Source organism: Pseudoalteromonas luteoviolacea DSM 6061, assembly GCF_001625655.1.
Taxonomy (GTDB): domain Bacteria; phylum Pseudomonadota; class Gammaproteobacteria; order Enterobacterales; family Alteromonadaceae; genus Pseudoalteromonas; species Pseudoalteromonas luteoviolacea.
The window spans coordinates 76,457-96,351 of the sequence record NZ_AUYB01000100.1 but is presented as its reverse complement, the minus strand read 5'-3'; the positions used below and the strand labels follow the sequence as shown (position 1 = coordinate 96,351).

Sequence of the window (19,895 nt, the reverse complement as noted above, 5' to 3'; positions counted from 1 at the left end):
CAATTACTTGTTGTCTTTAACTTCTTCAAACTCAGCGTCAACTACGTCGTCGTCTGCTTTTGCTGAACCTGATTGAGCAGCACCTGCATCTGGACCTGCTTGCTGTGCCTGTGCATTAGCTTGTGCAATCTCCATTAGCTTTTGAGACTTTTCCGCTAGCGCTTGAGTTTTAGCGTCGATTTCTTCTTTGCTATCACCCTTAATTGCAGCTTCAAGCTCAGTTAGAGCGCCTTCGATTGCAGTTTTGTCTTCAGCAGGAAGTGCGTCGCCAGCTTCTTCAACTTGCTTACGTGTTGCATGTACAAGTGCATCGGCTTGGTTACGAGCACCAACTAGCTCTTCAAACTTTTTATCTTCTTCAGCGTTAGCTTCTGCATCACGTACCATTTTTTCTACTTCATCGTCGCTTAGACCAGAGGAAGCTTGGATAGTGATTTTCTGCTCTTTACCTGTATCTTTATCTTTCGCAGATACGTGTAAAATACCATCAGCATCAACATCGAAAGTAACTTCGATTTGTGGAGCACCACGTTGTGCAGGGCGAATGCCTTCAAGGTTGAACTGACCAAGTGACTTGTTATCAGTAGAACGCTTACGCTCACCTTGTAGTACATGGATTGTAACCGCAGATTGGTTGTCTTCAGCTGTTGAGAATACTTGTGACTTCTTCGTTGGAATAGTCGTGTTTTTCTCAATAAGAGCTGTCATTACCTGACCCATAGTCTCAATACCTAGAGACAGAGGGATTACGTCAAGAAGTAATACATCTTTAACGTCGCCAGACAGTACACCACCTTGAACAGCTGCACCTAGTGCAACAGCTTCGTCAGGGTTAACGTCTTTACGAGCTTCTTTACCAAAGAATTCTGCAACCTTAGACTGTACTAAAGGCATACGAGTCTGACCACCAACTAGGATGATGTCGTTTACATCGCTAACTGAAAGGTCTGCATCAGCAAGTGCACGCTTCAACGGCTCAATAGACTGATTTACAAGGTCTTCTACTAGAGATTCTAACTTAGCACGCGTTAGTTTAACGTTCATGTGCTTAGGACCAGTTGCATCAGCAGTCACATACGGAAGATTAACCTCTGTTTGCTGTGCAGATGATAATTCGATCTTAGCTGTCTCGGCAGCTTCTTTAACGCGCTGCATTGCTAAAGGATCAACTTTAAGGTCGATGCCTTGCTCTTTTTTGAACTCTTCAACTAAGTAGTTGATAACACGGTTATCAAAGTCTTCACCACCTAGGTGAGTATCACCATTCGTTGCTAGTACTTCAAAAGTGTGCTCGCCATCTACTTCATCAATTTCAATGATTGAGATATCAAATGTACCACCACCAAGGTCGTAAACTGCAACTACGTTGTCACCTTGTTTCTTGTCCATGCCATAAGCAAGAGCTGCGGCAGTTGGCTCGTTGATGATACGTTTAACATCAAGACCCGCGATACGACCAGCATCTTTAGTTGCCTGACGTTGTGAGTCATTGAAATATGCAGGTACTGTGATTACAGCTTCAGTTACTTCCTCACCAAGGAAGTCTTCAGCTGTCTTTTTCATTTTCTTAAGTACTTCTGCAGAAATTTGTGGTGCTGCGCGTTTTTCACCGCGTACTTCAACCCATGCATCGCCATTGTCAGCTTTAACAATGTTAAATGGCATGATGCTGATATCACGTTGTACTTCTTCGTCTTCGAAACGGCGACCGATAAGTCGTTTAATTGCATAAAGCGTATTTGTAGGGTTTGTAACCGCTTGACGCTTAGCCGGTTGACCTACTAATGTTTCGCCTTCTTCTGTAAATGCAATAATCGACGGGGTAGTACGATCGCCTTCAGCGTTTTCAATTACGCGCGTGTTCTCACCATCTAATACTGCTACACAAGAGTTAGTAGTACCTAAATCGATTCCAATAATTTTACCCATGTGAATCTTCTCCGACCTCAAAAAATTCGTTGTTCTGTTAGATGACTTGATAGATAAGGGCGGCAATCTCTAATTCAACCTTAAATTCGAAAAAAATTTCATTTTTTTTCAATTTTTTTTATTTTTAGGATGAACAGAGCAAAAAGCAGACAAAATAACTGTATTTATTCCGTTAGAGTTTATATTCTAATTCGTAAATCGTAATATTTGGAAAAACAATGGATTTCGACTCGCTTATTTCTTCAAAACAGTTACATGAAAATCACTGCCAACTCACCGTACCTGACACTTGGAGCCAAGGTAGAACTGTCTTTGGTGGACTCAGTGCAGCTTTAATGATGCAACACATGTATCTTCATATAAATGATAGTGCTCGCAATATGCTCTCTTTTAGCTGTAATTTCGTTGCTCCCTTACTCGCTCACACGCCTTTTTCCATATCGACCAAAATACTTAGAAGCGGTAAAAATGTGACTCAGGTTGAGACTATCATCACGCAAAACGAATCAGTATGCCTAATATCTTTAGGCTGTTTTGGTGTTCATCGGCAATCTAAAGTTAGTGTTTCTTCAATCGATAAACCTGTAAAGCTAGATAAAAATATTAGTGATAAACAAACTTTAAGATATGTGGAGGGCCTTTTCCCTGCATTTATCCAAAACATCGATCTAAACCTACAACACGGTGCAATGCCTTTCAGTGGTTCCAACTGTACAGAAATCCATGGTTGGATGCGATTTAAGCAAAGTAGTGAAATGACTTTGAATGAATTACATGTACTTGCCCTTGCTGATGCATGGCCACCCACATTATTACAACTTTGTGATTCACCTTCTCCTGCAAGTACAGTGTCTTGGTATATTGAATTTGTTCAACCCCTTAGTTTAGACGACAGCGAATGGCTCGGATATCAAGTGCTAACACACCAAGCAAATGGTGGATATGGCACAGAGGATGCGAAAATTTTCTCTCAATCCGGAGAGTTACTGGCACTTAGCAGACAAACTGTTGCGGTGTTCGATAGTTGATATTCTTTTCATGGTCACTCACAATAGAAGGCATATGTTTTTGCATTTGTACTCTATAATATTGTGATAATCGCTTGCCAACATTGTGACCATCTAGTTTCCATCGCACAAATGGGTAAACAACAACGTGCTGTTTGCCCTCATTGCGGTAACGTCTTGGCCAATTGTAGAGTGGACTACAACCAAAGCATAAACGCTTTTGGTTTATCTTCAATCTTGTTTCTTTTGGTGAGTCTTCACCCTCACTTTATATCTTATGCACAACACGGATTAAAACAATCCATTAGCTTGATAGAGGCCATTTCGTTACTCGCGACAAATTTCAGCGCCCTACTCGCCGGATTGCTCAGTTTTACAATATTAGTGATGCCAATGGCGGCTTTACTACTCATATTGCTCGCCCACTCTCCGTTATGGAAGCACTTAAACCCCCACAATGCTCGGATTTTTGTTAGGGCTCTCATGCTATTGAAACCGCTTAACCTTGCCGATATTTTTCTCGTGGCAGTTTTGATCAGTGCGTTTAAACTTACTGAGTTTGCCGAAATAGAAGTTGGGTTAGGCTTTTGGGCTTATGTTTTGTTTGTGCTGTGCTTTATAGAAACTCTCTCCTTATTGAGCAAAGAACAACTTTGGGAGAGGGAACAACAAACGTTTTGTCCAGATGAAAAAACATGCTCTCCAAGAGCTTTGCAACAAAACCTTAAGCAGTGCCATGTTTGCGGCCAATTGAGCGACTCAGTACATTGCCCAAGGTGTATGACAAAGCTAAAATTTAGAAAAACGAACTCTTTGGCTAAAAGTACCGCATGGATGATCACCGCAATGGTGTTACTAATTCCAGCTTTGGCTCTCCCAATTATGGACACAATTAACCTTGGACTTCATACTAAAGCTACTATTTACAGCGGTGTTGAGGTTATGTGGCACGCAGGCTCATACCCAGTTGCAATACTTATTTTTGTGGCCAGTATTTGCATTCCAATTGTCAAAGGCATTGCGCTTTTTTATCTGGTATACCAAGTTAAGAGGTGTACACACCCTAAACTAGCTAGCAAGCTCTACCGCGCTCTTGAATTTATGGGGAAATGGTCAATGATAGATGTATTCGTCGTAATTCTCTTGGTTTCTTTGGTTCAACTTGGTACTGTTTTAAGTGTTGAACCGCAATCAGGCATCGTATTTTTCACCGCTATGGTCTTATGTCAAATAATCTCTGTTAATCACTTCGACCCTCGCTTACTTTGGGACAATCTAAAACAACAATGAACGAACAAGCCTATATCGAATCTAAACCAAAATTTTCAGTGATCTGGATTGTACCTATTATCGCCATCATTATTACGGGCTGGATGCTTTATCAACACCAAGCTAATAAAGGTCATATTATATTCCTTAAAATGGAAACTGCCGATGGGATTATTGCGGGTAAAACTGAAGTAAAAGTGCGCAGCGTGCAAGTGGGTTTAGTTGAATCATTAAGATTGCAAATAGAACAAAATGCGGTAATTGCGACGATACGTATTAATAAACACTATGACTCGCTACTGACAGAGGATGCAAAGTTTTGGACTGTCAAACCTCGTGTAGATGAAACTGGGATATCAGGTCTCAATACCTTACTTTCTGGTGTCTATATAGAGTTACTGCCTGGTGAAAGTGAAAGTTCTGCCAGTTTGTTTACCATGCAAAACCAACCAGCACTCATCTCACCAGATGTTCAAGGGGTTAGATACAGTCTAACCGCGGCTAATGCAGAGGTGTTAGATGTAGGTACTGGCATTTTTTTCAGAAACTATAAAATAGGCCAAGTTGAATCGGCTAGTTTCAATGAGAAAACTCTCGAAATGGATTATGGTATTTTCGTTAACTCACCATATGACGAACTAATATCTAAAAATGTAATTTTTTGGGTGAACTCAGGTGTGGAAGTCGATTTATCAACGGAAGGTATTCGTGTTTCAACAGGTTCTTTATCAAAGCTAATCAAAGGTGGAATATCTGTAGATTACCCACCTGGCACGGACGCAGATGCAATCGCCCCAGAGAGCAGCCAATATAAACTGCACAAAAACTTTGCCGTTGCGTTAGAGCGCCGATTTGACTTGTTTGACCTATACCTCATCGAATTTGAGCAATCAATTAAGGGACTAAGACCGGGTGCGCCAGTTGAATATCGAGGTATGAGAATTGGCACGGTTGAACAAGTACCCGCTCAATTGGTCAGAGATGGACAGCCCCTCTATTTCCAACAAAACAATACTTCCATTCCGGTACTTATTAAGGTTGAATATGGGCGAATTTATGACATTGATGAGCAGGCTAAGGAATATTGGCAAGGCAATATAGAAAAATGGATTAACAACGGATTAAGAGCATCACTAAAAAGTGGTAATTTGTTAACAGGTGCGGTATATATAGAGTTAGACTTCTATAGTTCGGCCAAGCCAGAATCAATCGCTAAACACTCAGTTTACCCGATATTACCGAGTGTCCCGAGCGGTTTTACAGCCTTGTCTGAACAGGTCATGGCGCTTTTGAACAAACTCAATAAGCTTCCGCTTAGTGACACGCTGGGTGAAGCACAAAGCACATTGACAGCATACAAACAATTGGGTTTAGAAACCGAAAAGCTAATAAAAGAATTAAACAACAAAAAAGTATCAGAAAAAGTGGATAAGAATTTAACTCAACTACAAGGCACGTTGGTTCAATTAACTGCAAGCTTAAAACAATTTGAAAAGACACTCTCAACATATCAGCAAGGCTCAGGTGTGATGGAGCAACTCACAGATACATTGAGTGAACTTGAAAGCTTGTCAAATACATTAAAGCCAGTAACCAAAAGCTTAAATGAGCAGCCTAGTATGCTAATTTTTGATAAAAGCTCTGGTCAAGATCCTATCCCGAGGAAAGGGCAATGAGACTAACATCCCTAATTAGCGTATTTGCGTTAATACTTGCTGGCTGTAGCAGTAATGTAGATTCTCACAAGTACTACAAGTTTACGATAGATAGTAATGACTCCAAGCCCAGTACTTCAGTGATAAAACCAAGAGTGTATATTGATACAATTTCGATTCTCGGCGCAGCTAATCAACTAGCTTTGATTCAATACATCGATAAAAGTCGAGTCAATATAGCTAATTTTCACTATTGGGCCGAGCACCCTGAACATATGCTAGCGCAAGCTACAAATACATATTTAACTAATGAAGGGTTTAATTCTATTCCACTTGCTTTCGCAGGCGACGATGTTGAGCAATATGTAACCCTCAAAATTGTTATTAATGAATTTGCAGGGCACTTTTCAGAAGGGGCAATTTTGCGAGGAAATTGGTACTTATATCAACGTAACAAACGCAACAAAGTTTTACTCAACTCTTCTTCCTTTTCGTTATCCAACCCACTTGATAACGATGGTTTCGATGCCCTTGTCATGGCACATAGGAATAATTGGCAGTCACTTATGACTGCAATTACTAACAACCTTAGGCAGATTGAAAAGCAAATAGACTAATTGGCTGTTTCATTGAATGAGCGTACAGATAGCCACTGTTTTTGAACCCTAGTTTGGACAATAGTTTTTGGCTACTTATATTGTTAGGGTCCGTTACCGCATAAACTGCTTTCATACTGAGCTCATTTTTAGCAAAGTCCATCAGAGCGGTACACGCTTCTATAGCTAACCCCTGCCCTGTATACTCATCAAGAAAAGCATACCCTAAGTCTGGTCCGGTCAGATACGGCCGCTGGTAAAAACCACCAACACCGATCTGCTCTCCACTTTTTAAACATACAATGTACGGCGATACAAGTCCTGACTGATAAGGGGTCAAAAAAGATTTTTCAATATATTCTCGAGCAGCCTGTTCATTGGACACATTTTTATCTCCAATATTCTCAATAAAACTTTTTTGATTTAGAAGCTGAATAATGAAAGCCACATCACTAAAGTGAGCCTTTCTGATGTCGCATCTTTTTGTGGTTATAACGATATTCTGGGACATTTTTACTCCTTAGACATTTCATCAAAAAATGTACTTAGCTTGGTAAAAACATAGTATCTGGTTTACTTTGTTTACCAAAGCTTCAATTTAACATAAATGCGGCGAGACCCTCGCCGCATTTATTGTTATTTATTGATATTGTGCCTGCTTATACAAATCAGAAAGAGAGTGAATTACCTTTTGATTAGGAAGTGTCGCAAATGGCTCATTAGCAAATTTTCTTCCACGTATTTGAATATTAAGACGAGCGGCTTCCGAATTTAATAGAGTTTCGTTGTAGTACTGCTTAATATTTTCTTTCGTGACAAGCTTGGTCGCTTCGATGAGTTTTTGCTCGGAATCAAAGGATAACTTGTCTCGATACCAATCCGAAAGAATCGGCTGAGCTTCTTCGGCCAAGTTTTTCGGCTCTTCAGTTAAGTTTGCTAACACAGAAGATTTAATTTTTTTGAACTCGTCTTCCGTCAGCTCTTCGAGCTCTTTCGCATACGTTAACTTAAACTCATCAAATCGCTTTTGCATTGCCTCTACACTTTTAACTGGAGTTTGAATAAACAACCCGATAGCAGAGAACTCATCTATGCTAGTTGACAAAGCACCCACAGCGTAGGCTAGCTGCTCTTCCGTTCGGAGTGTATTAAAAGACTTTTGACGAAGGTGTGCTTTAAGTATCAGTGCTGCCGCTTTTTGTTCATACCCTGGTCTTGGATGTACCGCGACATCAACAATTGCCACATCAGCAACGTCAGCATCTTTTTGCCAAACTAATACTTCCCCTTGTTTAGGCTGCCAGTATCCCGTTCGAACATACTTAGGCTGGCTTGGCGCATCTCCAATTTGTTCTTCGAGCAATTTAACCACATTATTGATATCCGTATTACTGTAGTTCCCGTAGCCAAATACTCGAATCAGATTGTTGTTTAGAATATCACTCTGATATTTTGTAAACTGCTCTGGCGTCATATTTTTCGCTGTTTCAATGAGCATTTCATGATCGAAGTTGCCACCGCGGGTCAAGCGCCTGTAAGCACCAAAAGCTTGATAATAAGGTATTTGCTTATTTTGATTTTGTATCTTGCGAACAAATCTATCAACTGCTTGTTCCAGCTGCTCTTTAGTCGGTACAACTTTAAAATCAGCAAAGGCTTGCTCTAATAATAATGGCTGTTTGTCCGTGAACCCAGATAACGACATTACAAGCCCATTTGCATAGCTCAGGTTTAGGCCCATACCCGCGACTTGAGCCTCGGTGATAAGCTTCGCTTTTTTAATTTGATATAGATCTACCCAAAGTTGAGCCGCGACTCTGTTTTCTATATTTTTGATAGGTGTGTCACTATTAATGACTACTTCTAGTGTTCCTTTAGGTTGATGCTTAAACCTTTCGCTCGACTTACGCCAAGCGTGAACACGCTCTCCTTTATAAACTTGTTCTACACCATTGTCAGCGGCATTTTTATCAGCTTTTATATCAAAATTTTCTGGTAGCAAACGGTTTACACTTGGTAACTCCATTGCCAATGCGCTAGGTTGAGACCACTTAGCAATTTCACTTTTTGATATATCCTCAACTTTGTACTGGCCATCATAAAAATGCAACTTGCTGTCTACGGGCTCATCTTTACTGATGTACCAAATTCGCATAGATTCAGGGCTGAGCTGCGCCAATACATTGTTAATCGCCTTTGGATCAAACTTAGCAAAATGGTACCCGGCGTTAACCGCGTGGTTTAATGGGTAATCTTGCATATTTGCAGCTAACTCGCTGACATAGTCAAACTCGTCTTGCTTTTCTAAGAATCTGAATTGGTTATCAAGTGACGTTTTTATTTCCTCAAAGTACTTTTCATCAACACCTTCTGTTTTGACCAAATTTATGTACTGCATTACTGTAGCAACAATTTCTTCGCGCTGCTTCATACCCTCTTCTGTGAGTTCAATACCCACGTTTATGATCCCATAGTTGCCATAATGATTTGGAGAATCATACGCAGTTAACGAAGCAATCCAGCCTTTATCTTTCAGCAGTTGTGCTGGACTCCCCTGCATTTCATTGCTTAGTAAGTATGTAATGAAATAATTGGGCTTAACCGCAAAATCAGCCATGTTATTTTTGATAATAAACTCAATATTCAAAGATTTTACATCTTGATTTGGGCGATAATGGATACGCTTTTTGCCAGCGTTTTTAAAGTTTATTTCGCTAGTTACGACGGGTTCTTCAATGCTTTTGTTTTTTATACTACTAAAATGCTTTACGGCTTTGGCTTGCATCTCAGAAATAGGCAAGTTGGAGATCATAGCCAACTTCATAATGTTCGCAGAGTAATATTGATTGTAAAAATCGACAGTTTCTTGATGCAAATTACTCTGAGGCTTATCGCCCAAAGTTTCCAAGTTACCAATTAAGAAACGGTTTGCAGGATGCTCTCCTAATAAGGAGCGTGCAAGCTTAAACTGACCAAAGAAGTCCATTTCTCTGCGCATTGACCATTCTGCATTCACTGCATTTTTTTCTTTATCAGTATACTCTGGGTAAAGTTTAGGCGCTTTGAAGAAGTCTGAAAATCGTTCTAAAGCTTCATCATACGCATTATTGTTAATTTTCAGCATATAATTGGTCACGTCTAGCCACGTATATGCATTGTGGCTCCCGCCGTTTCGTTGCATAAACTCTGAATATTCATCAGGGTCAGGAAACTGCTCTGTTCCTAAAAACAACATATGTTCAAGGTAATGTGCCATACCTTGTTGTGACATAGGGTCATGTAGTAGCCCCACGCCGACGCTAAGAGCCGCGGCGGATTTTTCTGCACTAGGATCAGAAACCAAAACAACGTCTATGCCATTTTCAAGTGTGAAAATCTTGTATTGACGATCATCATTGGGGCTTACAACTAGGCTCTCCGCTAGTAAAGCCGATTGAGAAGGAGAGAGGTTTGTCAAAGAGCAACCAGCCAATAAGCCAAGTGAAATTGCTCCCAAAGCAAAAAGTTTTTTCATTATTTACCTATAGATTTTTACGATAACCTGTAATGACAATGACAAAAACGTCAGACAAGTTTCTGATAAATTTAGATACTATTTATATTGATTGTAATTTTACAATGGTACAACTGTTATTAGGAAAAAAGTGTAACGGATTGTGAGACGCCATTTGGCTGCAAGATTACGTACTATTCTCCTGACATCGAAACTGATGTAGCTCCTACAAATTAAATATTAATTTTTTTACCTATAAGTGTTTTTTTTGTTACCAAAAACACCTAAACTGTCGATAATTCAGGCAGGACAGCTTAGCGTTCCGCACATACAAGGCAAGTGAAAAGATAAAATAACAGGGGTAACTTTATGGCTGATGAATATATCTGTGATTTCGGACTTCATGCGGGAGAACCATATAGCAAATTGCCAGCTTGTTTCTTGAACTGGATGATCGAAACAAATCACAGCAAACAAAACATCGCAAAATTAGAGCTGGGTAGAAGAGCACAGGCTGTTTACGACTCCAGAGCGCAAACCAATTCTGAAACTTTGTAATTCCATTTTTGTGCAATTGCTTTAAAATAGGCGCATAAATAAATCTAGAATTATAAAATAATTTATGCGCATAATTATTTCGGCTCTATTAATTGCCTTTTTAGCCGCTTGCCAGCTAAGCTCTACACCACAAAAAACACAATACCTAACTGTATTACATACCAATGATCATCACGGTCGTTTTTGGCACAATGAAGATGGCGAATACGGTATGGCGGCTAGGAAGACATTGATTGATGAACTACGTGATGAAGCAAATCAACAAGGTCATAGTGTGCTTCTTTTATCAGGTGGCGACATAAATACAGGTGTGCCTGAGTCTGATTTACAAATTGCTGAGCCAGACTTTAAAGGCATGAGTCTAATAGGCTACGATGCAATGGCGATAGGCAACCATGAATTCGACAATCCTCTTACGGTGCTTGATAAACAAATAGCCTGGTCAAATTTCCCGCTTTTATCTGCGAATATACTTGATAAGAAAACGCGACAACATGCATATCAACCTTACGCGATCATTGAAAAAAAACCCCTAAAGATTGCTATTGTTGGCTTAACAACAACAGATACTGCTAAAATAGCTAACCCGCAGTATGTTGGACATTTAGATTTCATTTCACCAGCTGTTGCAACACAGCCACTAGTTGACGAAATCAATTCAAAATACAACCCCGATGTTGTTATCGCAGTCACTCATATGGGCCACTATCACAACGCAAGCTTTGGTATTAATGCACCTGGTGATGTCACTTTAGCAAGAGCTTTGAAGCCAGGAACGCTTGATATGATCATTGGAGGCCATTCTCAAGAGCCTATTTGCGTTGATCAGCAAGGTAATCCAAATGATTCTTTTACTCCGGGAGATGCTTGTTGGCCTGACAAACAAAACGGCACTTGGATAATGCAAGCTCATGAATGGGGTAAATACGTTGGTAAAGCAGTTTTTAAAATTGAAAACGGTAAAAAAGAACTTTTAAGTTACGATTTAATCCCCGTCAATCTAAAAAATGAACACGGCCACTTCATCAAAGATGAAATAGCAAAAGACAAAAAGCTCTATGAGTTCCTTCTTCCTTATCAAGAGAAAGGGGCATTAAAACTCGCAGGTTCAGTGGGCTCAGTTGACCAATATCTGGATGGAAATAGAAACACGGTAAGATTTAAACAAAGCTTAATCGCCAATTTGATAATTAGCGCACAAGCCGAAGCAGTCGGTGCTGATTTTGGTATCATCAGTGGAGGTGGCATTCGTGCAAGTATTAAAGCTGGTGAGATTAGCTATAAAGATATCCTAACTGTACACCCATTTAAAAATCGTGTTGCTTACATCGATTGGCAAGGTGCCGATCTTGTAAACTACATGAATGTTGTGGCTAGCTTCCCATCAGATGCTGGCGCTTACCTTCAATACCACAAAATTGATTTTGACTTGAGAGAAGGTGAAATACACATAAACTCAATAAATGGAAAGCCTTTTAATATTGACCGCACATATAGAATGAGTATAAATAGCTATAATGCGTCTGGTGGTGATGGCTACCCTGCTATATCTGAGTATGAAAACTACCAAGTCACCGATTTAACTGATGCACAAGCGCTTCGTATTTATATAGAAAAGCACTCACCAATTAAAGTTAACGAGCTATAAAGTTAGTTGGGCACATAGGTATATGTGCCTTTCTCTTTTACCTACCAATAATTTCCACATCTTCACTTTTTACGCTAGTCAACGCATAACTATGTAACTTAGAACGAGAGCCCTCACCATGTGCTTTTGGTGGATAGTATTTAGATTTTAGCTCTGGCGCATTTGATAAAAGCTCATCTAATGCAGCCCTAATTTCACTTAAGGTCTTTTCTAAACTATTTGAAAAGTTTGGACGCTTTCTTATAGTGTGGCCAAGCGAGATCAATCGATGAAAGTACTTATCGGCCAATTCCAGTAACTCTTCAGGTAACTCCTTGTTTTGGTTTAAAGGTGATTCCGGATTTGACTCACAAAACTCTATAAGTGCAAGATAAAAGCACAACGGTTTATTTGCAAGCTGAACTTTGCGCTCTTTGTCGCCAGACAAATGAAGCGACTTTGAGTATAAATCAATTTGCAAAATTGGCTTCTCATCTACAACTGGCCCAGCGCTTTTGACGATTTGCGCTTTAAACCTGCGCCTACTTATGCTGCGTAATACAGCAAAGTTAAGTACCGCAAAAATAAAGGGCACAATATACAAAGGTAATTTGTGGTCGTCATTGATTTTGAAACGTAAGTAAGTTTCATAGGTGGTACCCGATAAGACTTCCACAATTTCGTTTTCTTGAGCATAAAGCGCTTTGCTGGACACCTCAGATAAACTGACGCGACTATGCTTCTGTTTTAGAAAATCATTTAATGAAAACATATATTCATTTAATGCTTCTTCATTACCGGAGTAATTTAAATTTGGGTCTTCTAAAGACAATCTAGCTCTATCTATTGCCACTCGTAATTTTACGCTTTGAATATCACGTAAAATATTATCATTTATTGTATATTTACTTGATTGGTTAAATATAAAAAGAAACAATATTAAAAAAAGCGTAAACACAGAAACTTGTTTTAATGTAATCATTAACTTTCACCTAAGAAGTTATAAGGAAATGAATCACATTGCCAAAATTGGTCCACAGTGTTGAAGTAACTTGAACCACCATCTTTAGCGACGCGCTGGAGTACATTTTGTAAAGAACAAGCTAGCTCTGTATTGTCATTCAGCATTTTAAGATACCATTTGCTACCACTGATATTTTCACCAATTGGAGTAATATAATTTTTGGAAAAGTATCGCTCATCAGATTCATTCCAATAACTAGCGATAATATCAAGTTTTCCCGCTGCTAGTTTGTCACGTAAGATTTGATGTGAGCTCACATACTGAATATTCAAGGTATCCACATCGATGTCTAAACTTTTGAACGCTTTTTTAGGGATGATATGCCCAGATCGACTCGTCGGATAATCAAGCAGACCTATCCGCTTATCGAGAAAGTAAGCTTTTTCAAACTTGGGTTTTTCTCTATTAGAGATAAAAAATGCAGTATATGTTGGATACCCGATAACCGGCATATAACTATAAGTAGATTCAGCCATCAATGCTTTCATTACGTTATCTTTTGATAAGGTCAAATCAGCTAATCCTTTAGCAATAAAGTCTATTTGTTCCGCTAAGTTACCGCTCCACCAAACTTCAACAACGCCGTATTGTTTTGCCAATATAGGATCCTCACACAGTTGAGGAGCCAAAGACACTGCCAAGCTTTTGATTGGAACATGCACACTAAATACCTGCGTGTTAGAAACAGAACGAGTTTTACATTGAACATGCTTTTGCATGACTGGCGGGAAGTCCAGAGCTTGACCACCATTAAGCTGCTCAGCTAAAAACCAGCAGGCCCAAATAGACAGAAACAAAACTGTAACAATGGTTGTATTATTGCTTAAATTGAGATTGTATTTCACATTGATGATTTTCTTTTCCTTCAACCATGCTTATTAGATCAATTTTTATTACTTATTGCAACAGGTAATTTTACCAATAAAAGATAAACCATTGTTTTAAATGCTTTATTAATAAGAAATTATGAATCTCATTGACTCCTTTTATTTTGCGAAAAAATCCGGACAATTGACCTCATTGGAATGACTGGTTACATCCAGCATCACAACGTATAGAGTTAGTAATGTTAAGAAGTTCAATTAAAGTTTTAGCTGTTTCATTGGGGTTACTGAGTAGCTCCGTTTTTGCGTGGGGCCAAAACGGCCACAGAGTAATTGGTGAGTTAGCGCAAAACCATCTAACGCCTAACGCGTCTTCTCATGTTCAACTTATCTTAGGTGATGACTCGCTTGCAGAAGTCTCCACTTGGCCTGACGAAATGCGCTCCAATCCAGAGCACTTTTGGCGTAGGCAAGCTGGCAAATGGCACTACATCAATATTGATAAGCCAGAGCTGATGCATGAACACAATAACGCACTCATTTCAGAAAAGAACGAAGTGAAGCATATCCTTGATGGTATTCATTACACAGCCAATGTACTTAAAGATCCCTCCTCAGACTTAATAGACAAGCAATTTGCTTTAAAGTTCCTAGTTCATTTAGTTGGTGATGCACATCAACCATTTCATGCTGGTAGAGCTGCGGACCATGGCGGCAACAAAATAAAAGTTGAGTTTTTTGGCAAGCCATCAAACCTACATAAGGTGTTTGACACTGAATTGGTTGAACACGAAAGGCTTTCATATACTGAGTTGACTCAATTTTTAACAACTTCTAATAAAAATGTAATCGCCAACTATTTAAATAGTGCTCCTTCTGATTGGTTATTAGAATCTAACCGAATTGCAGAAGAAATATATGAGAGCAATGAAACTGAAATAAGTTGGGGTTATATATATAAGCATACGCCGATGATTAAAACGCGCCTGCAACAAGGTGGTATTAGATTGGCTGGCTTGTTAAACCAAATTTTTGACAAAAACTCAAAACCTTTAGTTAATGCTCTAGCAAAACGATAAGAGTTTTGAAAAATGATATTTAAACTAACTGATAAACCTAATAACACGGGAAACAACATAATGAAAAACGTTCGCTTAACTAAGGTAGCTGGTGCTTTAGTCCTAGCCCTAGGCGTATCTGCTTCAGCTTTTGCTTCAGACACTTCATCTGCGATGCGAGGCAAAATAACAACACCTGAAGGTAGCGCAGCCGCAAACGTTAAAGTAACTGTAATTCACGAACCCACTGGTACAGTGAGCCACTTCGTAACAAATGACTCTGGTGCGTTCATCGCTAAAGGTCTTCGTGTTGGTGGTCCTTACAAGGTTATCCTTGACTCTGACGCATACAGCGACACAGAACTAGACAATATCTTTCTAGACCTAGGCCAAACTCGCCGTGTAACTTCTCAGTTAGAGCCTAAAAAGATTGAAACAATCCAAGTTTCTGGATACAAAATTGTTCAGCAAGCTGGTGGTTCTTCAAGTGTCTTCGGTGAAGATACAATTAAGAACATGCCAAGCTTTAACAACGACCTAAAAGACGTTGCGCGTTTAAACCCATTAGCGACAGTTAGCGGTAATGGCGAGCTTACAATTGCAGGTAATAACCCAAGAACAAACAGTTTCACAGTAGATGGTATTGGCCAAAACGATGACTTTGGTCTAAGCTTCGGCGGTTACCCTACTCAACAACCACCAGTAGCGTTAGACGCTGTTGAGCAGGTTTCAGTAGATGCGGCTCCATTCTCAGCTAAAAAAGGTAACTTTGGCGGCGGTACAATTAACGCTGTAACCAAGTCTGGTTCAAACGAGTACACTTTTACTGGTTTCTACGAGTTTTCTAATCCAAGCCTTGCTGGCAAGCTAGACTCAATCAATGAAAACTCTGGTGAGCTAGACGAAGACGGTCACCGTACTTTCGAAACTGTTTCTTCAGATTCTATTCTAAATGAAAAGCGTTTTGGCTTCAGTACTGGTGGCGCAATCGTTAAAGACGAGTTGTTCTACTTTGTTAACTACAATGCGTGGAGACAAACTGAAGAGCTAAGCTACGGTTGGGAAGGTGAAGGTACTACTCACGAACACAATGTAAGCCTAGAAGACTACACTCGCTTTACAAACATTCTACGTGATACATACGGTCTAACAGACGAGCTTGGTGGCGATCCAGAAAACTCAAATGATACCTTGCTTGTTAAACTAAGCTGGAACATCAATGACGCACACCGTGCAGATTTCACTTACCAGTGGCAAGATGACAATCAAGACCGTGAATATTCAGATGGTGGTGATGAGGTTCGTTTAGCTTCTCGTCGTTTTACTGAAGAGAAGACTTTCAACAACTTCTCTACAAAGGTTTACTCAGATTGGACTGATAGCCTTTCAACTGAAATCGGCTTAGCGTACAAAGACGTAAGCAGTGAAAGTGTAAATAACTCTGACCTAGGTACAGTTTCTGTAAATATCGCTGATGGTCGTGGTCCAGGTTTTGAATTTGGTCGTGATGAATTCCGCCATACAAACAAATCTGAAACAGAAACCATTGCACTTACTTTCGACGGTACTTATTTCTACGGTGACCACGAAATTAACTTCGGTGCACACCTAGAAAGCCTGCGTTTATATAACCTGTTCGCTGCAAATACTAAAGGCTCTTGGCAGTTTGACAGTTTAGAAGATTTCGCAGCTGGTACAATCGAAGAGTTCTCTTACCGTAACGCTTACACAAATAATTCTGACGATTTAGCATATGATGCGACTCGTAAGCAATTTGCGATCTATGTAGAAGATAAGTTCTATCCAACTGATGATTTAGAGCTAAACGTTGGTTTACGTTATGAGCGTTTATCTTCAAGCGATAAGCCAAACCTTAACCAAGCGTTCCTAAACACTTACGGTTTCTCAAACCAAGAAAACCTAGACGGCTTAGACATCATTCTACCTCGTATTGGGTTCAAGTATTACGCGACTGAAGCACTTACAATTAATGGTGGTATCGGTCGTTTCCAAGGTGGTATTCCTAATGTTTGGTATAATAACCCGTACCAAAACGATGGTATTACTTATGTGTCAGCACCACAAAGTGCACTTGATGCATATGTAGAAGCAAACAACGCACTAGCAGCGGGTAGCGATAGTAAGATTACTGCGGCAGGCTTTGGTAGCGTACCAACACCTGTTCAGGGTTCTCTAGTACAAGGCGCTGGTAGCACAAACTACACTGACCCTAACTTCGAACTGCCTTCAAGCATCCGTGCTCAAGTTGGTTTCGATTACGAGTTTGACTCAGAAATGCTAGGTGATGGCTTCAAATGGTCTGCTGAACTTTCTTACCATAAGAAAGAGAACGAAGCGGTTTGGCGTAACACTGCGCTTAAAGAGGTTGGTAAGTCTGCTGATGGCCGTATCATCTACGACTCAATTTACTCAGGTGATGCCGCTGAAAACTTCGACATTGTAATGACAAACGCTGACGAAGATGTTCGTTCAATCATTTTCACTACGTCACTTGCGAAAGAGTGGGATAGCGGCCTATACGTATCTGCTACTTACACTCACCAAGATATTGAAGATGTATCTCCTGGTTCTTCTTCTCGTGCACAAAGTAACTACAAGCATGCCGTAACGCAAAGCCGTAACGTTGATCACGTTTCTACTGGTTATTACGAAATCGAGCACAGCTTCAAGGTTAACTTGAGCTATAGCACGCAATTCTTTGATGGCTACAACTCACAGTTTAACGTGTTCTTTGAGCGTCGTTCTGGTCGTCCATTCAGCTACGTAATGGGCTTCTTCAGAGATGGTGCATTCGGCGATACTCGTGATTTCTATAGCAACAGTGCATACCTTGCTTACATTCCATCGGGTGCTGATGACGCAAATGTAAACTGGGAAGAATCTGGTATCAGCTGGAATGAGCTTGAAACTTTGCTTAACAGAGCTGGTATTTCTGAGCGTGGCCAAATCCTAGAACGTAACACATACAAGCAACCTTGGGTTACATCAATGGACATTAGCTTTAAGCAAGAAATCCCTGGTTTCTACGACGATCACAAAGCACAGCTTTACGTGATGATCGAAAACTTCGCGAACATGCTTAACAGCGATTGGGGTCAGGAGCGTCGTCTTCAGTTCCCTAACCAAGCAGTATACGACTTTGGTGGCCTAGATGACGATGGTAAACTGATTCTAGATAGCCGCTTCAGGGGCTCTGACGTTCGTAACTACAACCAAATCGATGACAACAAGTCAGCTTGGCGTGCGAAAATCGGTGTTCGTTACACATTCTAATATCTAACTTAAACATGTAATTAGATTTCAAAGGCCAGTTTATACTGGCCTTTTTTATTACCGCCATTTATATCTATGTTTTATACTCACAGCTGCCTCACCTTTTTCAATATTCATTGTTCTTAATCAGTTAATCTAAAATTAAATTCATAATATAAAAATAAAAAAGGAATATAATATTCAAACATTGTAATTTACGTTGATATTGCAATGTATATTCATTTCAAGAAAAGGAATAAATTCTAATGAAATTACAAAAACTATTATTAAGTGTCGCGATCTCAAGCTGCATCGCCCTATCGCCAGCCCACGCAACAGAGCAAGAAGAAGAAACAGCTTCAATTGGTGAGCTCATACTAGACAAAGCTAAAAGTAAGCTTATTTCTGGCTTTGGCTCTTTGCTTGCGGATGCTGTTTTTGGTTCTGGTGGACCTCAGTATGTCATGCTAAGCGAGGCTAGTTTGCAAGCCATACAAGACCGCGTTCGAGAAGAAATAGTGAGAGACGCAGAATACGATTTTATCGCCGAATTCAGATCTCTTGAGTCTTCAATGGAACATTACGCAGATACAGCAAGCCATAGCCAGCCTGATCTTGCACTATTAACGGCATTACTTGTCAAATCTGAAGACGTTATCAATCACAGAGCGCTGAATTACCGTTATAACGACGATTATTTTTATATGGCTGATACCTATGCACTCGCCGCTTCGGTCAGCATAGCAATATATACAGAAAGGCATTTAGAGGGTTACATCTCTAAAAGTGTTGTTTCTACAAAAGCACATACGTTAGCGAACACTCTAGAAAATATGCTACGTAAGAAAAAATCTGCCGATTTGCCTCTACGCAGCGGCTGTGAGGCACCAGACCCATACGATCAAGTGGTAGAGTATGCCTGTTGGTTGAAAGACCCGTACGGCAACTACCTAGCATCTTATGTTGTTGAGCCTCAATACCCAGGTGACAGTGAATACTGGGATAACCTCAAAGGCCGTAAAGAAGCTGAATACAAGCGTACCAAATTTGATAAAATCCAATCTGTAATCAATAAGCTGCGTAACCTGTAATAGGTTTAAATTTCGGGCATCAGTTGATGCCCTTTTTATTTACCGCTTTTCTCTTCAACCGACATAGATAACTTGGCTATCAGTTCCCTAAACGTCGCTTTTTCGTTATCTGTAAAATTAGATAAAAGTGCACTCTCCCACTCTTTTGCTTTTGGCGTTAATTGTTCATAGAGGATTAGGCCTGCTTCTGTTGCTTGTAATACTGAAGCGCGCTTGTCTGTAGGATGCTTTGTTAACAATAGCAACTGCTTTTCTTCTAGCTGCTTAATAGCACGAGAAACTGTAGATTTATCCATATTTGCCAACTCACAGACTCGTTTTGCGGTTACAAACTCCAAATTAAATACATGGGATAAAACGCGCCATTGAGCTTGCGTTAAACCAGCCTCAGCACTGTAGACCTGAGCGAAATCATCGCTGACTTTGGTTGATAAAGACACCAATTGATAAGGCAAAAACTGGCTAATGTCCAAAATTGATTGCTTACTCAC

At 40.0% G+C, this 19,895-nt stretch carries 15 protein-coding genes; 9 read left to right on the top strand and 6 right to left on the bottom strand.

The annotated features are described in order from the left end of the window. Positions 1 to 3: 3 nt before the first annotated feature. Entirely contained in the window at positions 4 to 1,929 is a 1,926-nt protein-coding gene (gene dnaK / locus N475_RS10515) for a molecular chaperone DnaK (protein ID WP_063356209.1), read from the bottom strand. Positions 1,930 to 2,147: 218 nt separating this feature from the next. Between dnaK and N475_RS10510 the strand changes: the two genes are divergently transcribed. The 4 genes from N475_RS10510 to N475_RS10495 all read left to right on the top strand — a co-directional run bounded on the left by N475_RS10510 (position 2,148) and on the right by N475_RS10495 (position 6,477). Further along, positions 2,148 to 2,957, top strand: a complete 810-nt coding sequence (locus tag N475_RS10510; protein WP_063356208.1) for an acyl-CoA thioesterase — start codon at positions 2,148 to 2,150, stop codon at positions 2,955 to 2,957. Positions 2,958 to 3,020: 63 nt separating this feature from the next. Next, positions 3,021 to 4,226 carry a paraquat-inducible protein A gene (locus tag N475_RS10505; protein WP_063365226.1) on the top strand — a complete coding sequence of 402 codons (1,206 nt, stop codon included), beginning with the start codon at positions 3,021 to 3,023 and terminating at the stop codon, positions 4,224 to 4,226. Next, positions 4,223 to 5,881, top strand: a complete 1,659-nt coding sequence (gene pqiB, locus N475_RS10500) for an intermembrane transport protein PqiB (protein WP_063356206.1) — start codon at positions 4,223 to 4,225, stop codon at positions 5,879 to 5,881. Before N475_RS10505 ends, pqiB begins: the two co-directional genes overlap by 4 nt. Then, complete coding sequence (locus N475_RS10495; RefSeq protein ID WP_063365225.1) at positions 5,878 to 6,477, top strand: PqiC family protein; 600 nt, start codon at positions 5,878 to 5,880, stop codon at positions 6,475 to 6,477. The genes pqiB and N475_RS10495 overlap by 4 nt, the downstream gene beginning before the upstream one ends. Here the strand turns inward: N475_RS10495 and N475_RS10490 are convergent. Beyond that, positions 6,449 to 6,967: a GNAT family N-acetyltransferase gene (locus tag N475_RS10490; protein WP_063365224.1), complete on the bottom strand. Its 519-nt coding sequence runs from the start codon at positions 6,965 to 6,967 to the stop codon at positions 6,449 to 6,451. The genes N475_RS10495 and N475_RS10490 overlap by 29 nt on opposite strands. Positions 6,968 to 7,096: 129 nt before the next feature. Then, complete coding sequence (locus N475_RS10485; RefSeq protein ID WP_063365223.1) at positions 7,097 to 9,970, bottom strand: insulinase family protein; 2,874 nt, start codon at positions 9,968 to 9,970, stop codon at positions 7,097 to 7,099. A gap of 348 nt (positions 9,971 to 10,318) precedes the next feature. Between N475_RS10485 and N475_RS10480 the strand changes: the two genes are divergently transcribed. Together N475_RS10480 and ushA are read left to right on the top strand one after the other, a co-directional pair. Further along, entirely contained in the window at positions 10,319 to 10,507 is a 189-nt protein-coding gene (locus N475_RS10480) for a hypothetical protein (RefSeq protein ID WP_063356202.1), read from the top strand. 64 nt (positions 10,508 to 10,571) lie between these two features. Continuing rightward, positions 10,572 to 12,155, top strand: coding sequence for a bifunctional UDP-sugar hydrolase/5'-nucleotidase UshA (gene ushA / locus N475_RS10475; RefSeq protein ID WP_063365222.1), 1,584 nt, complete (start codon positions 10,572 to 10,574; stop codon positions 12,153 to 12,155). Between the two features lie 37 nt (positions 12,156 to 12,192). On the opposite strand, the gene N475_RS10470 is transcribed toward ushA, so the two are convergent. Together N475_RS10470 and N475_RS10465 are read right to left on the bottom strand one after the other, a co-directional pair. Then, the gene (locus N475_RS10470; RefSeq protein WP_063356200.1) at positions 12,193 to 13,116 is read right to left on the bottom strand and encodes a hypothetical protein; all 924 of its coding nucleotides are present in this window, start codon (positions 13,114 to 13,116) and stop codon (positions 12,193 to 12,195) included. Further along, positions 13,116 to 14,003 carry a type 2 periplasmic-binding domain-containing protein gene (locus tag N475_RS10465; RefSeq protein ID WP_227008505.1) on the bottom strand — a complete coding sequence of 296 codons (888 nt, stop codon included), beginning with the start codon at positions 14,001 to 14,003 and terminating at the stop codon, positions 13,116 to 13,118. Before N475_RS10465 ends, N475_RS10470 begins: the two co-directional genes overlap by 1 nt. 221 nt (positions 14,004 to 14,224) lie before the next feature. Between N475_RS10465 and N475_RS10460 the strand changes: the two genes are divergently transcribed. The 3 genes from N475_RS10460 (at position 14,225) to N475_RS10450 (ending at position 19,404) form a co-directional block, all read left to right on the top strand. Next, on the top strand, positions 14,225 to 15,061 hold the full coding sequence (locus N475_RS10460; RefSeq protein WP_063356199.1) for a S1/P1 nuclease: 837 nt from the start codon (positions 14,225 to 14,227) through the stop codon (positions 15,059 to 15,061). Between the two features lie 60 nt (positions 15,062 to 15,121). Then, complete coding sequence (locus N475_RS10455) at positions 15,122 to 18,334, top strand: TonB-dependent receptor (protein ID WP_063365261.1); 3,213 nt, start codon at positions 15,122 to 15,124, stop codon at positions 18,332 to 18,334. 245 nt (positions 18,335 to 18,579) lie between these two features. Continuing rightward, positions 18,580 to 19,404, top strand: coding sequence for a hypothetical protein (locus tag N475_RS10450; protein ID WP_063365221.1), 825 nt, complete (start codon positions 18,580 to 18,582; stop codon positions 19,402 to 19,404). Between the two features lie 35 nt (positions 19,405 to 19,439). On the opposite strand, the gene N475_RS10445 is transcribed toward N475_RS10450, so the two are convergent. After that, positions 19,440 to 19,895 (bottom strand): MarR family winged helix-turn-helix transcriptional regulator, encoded by a 456-nt coding sequence (locus N475_RS10445; protein ID WP_081232411.1) that lies wholly within the window; start codon positions 19,893 to 19,895, stop codon positions 19,440 to 19,442.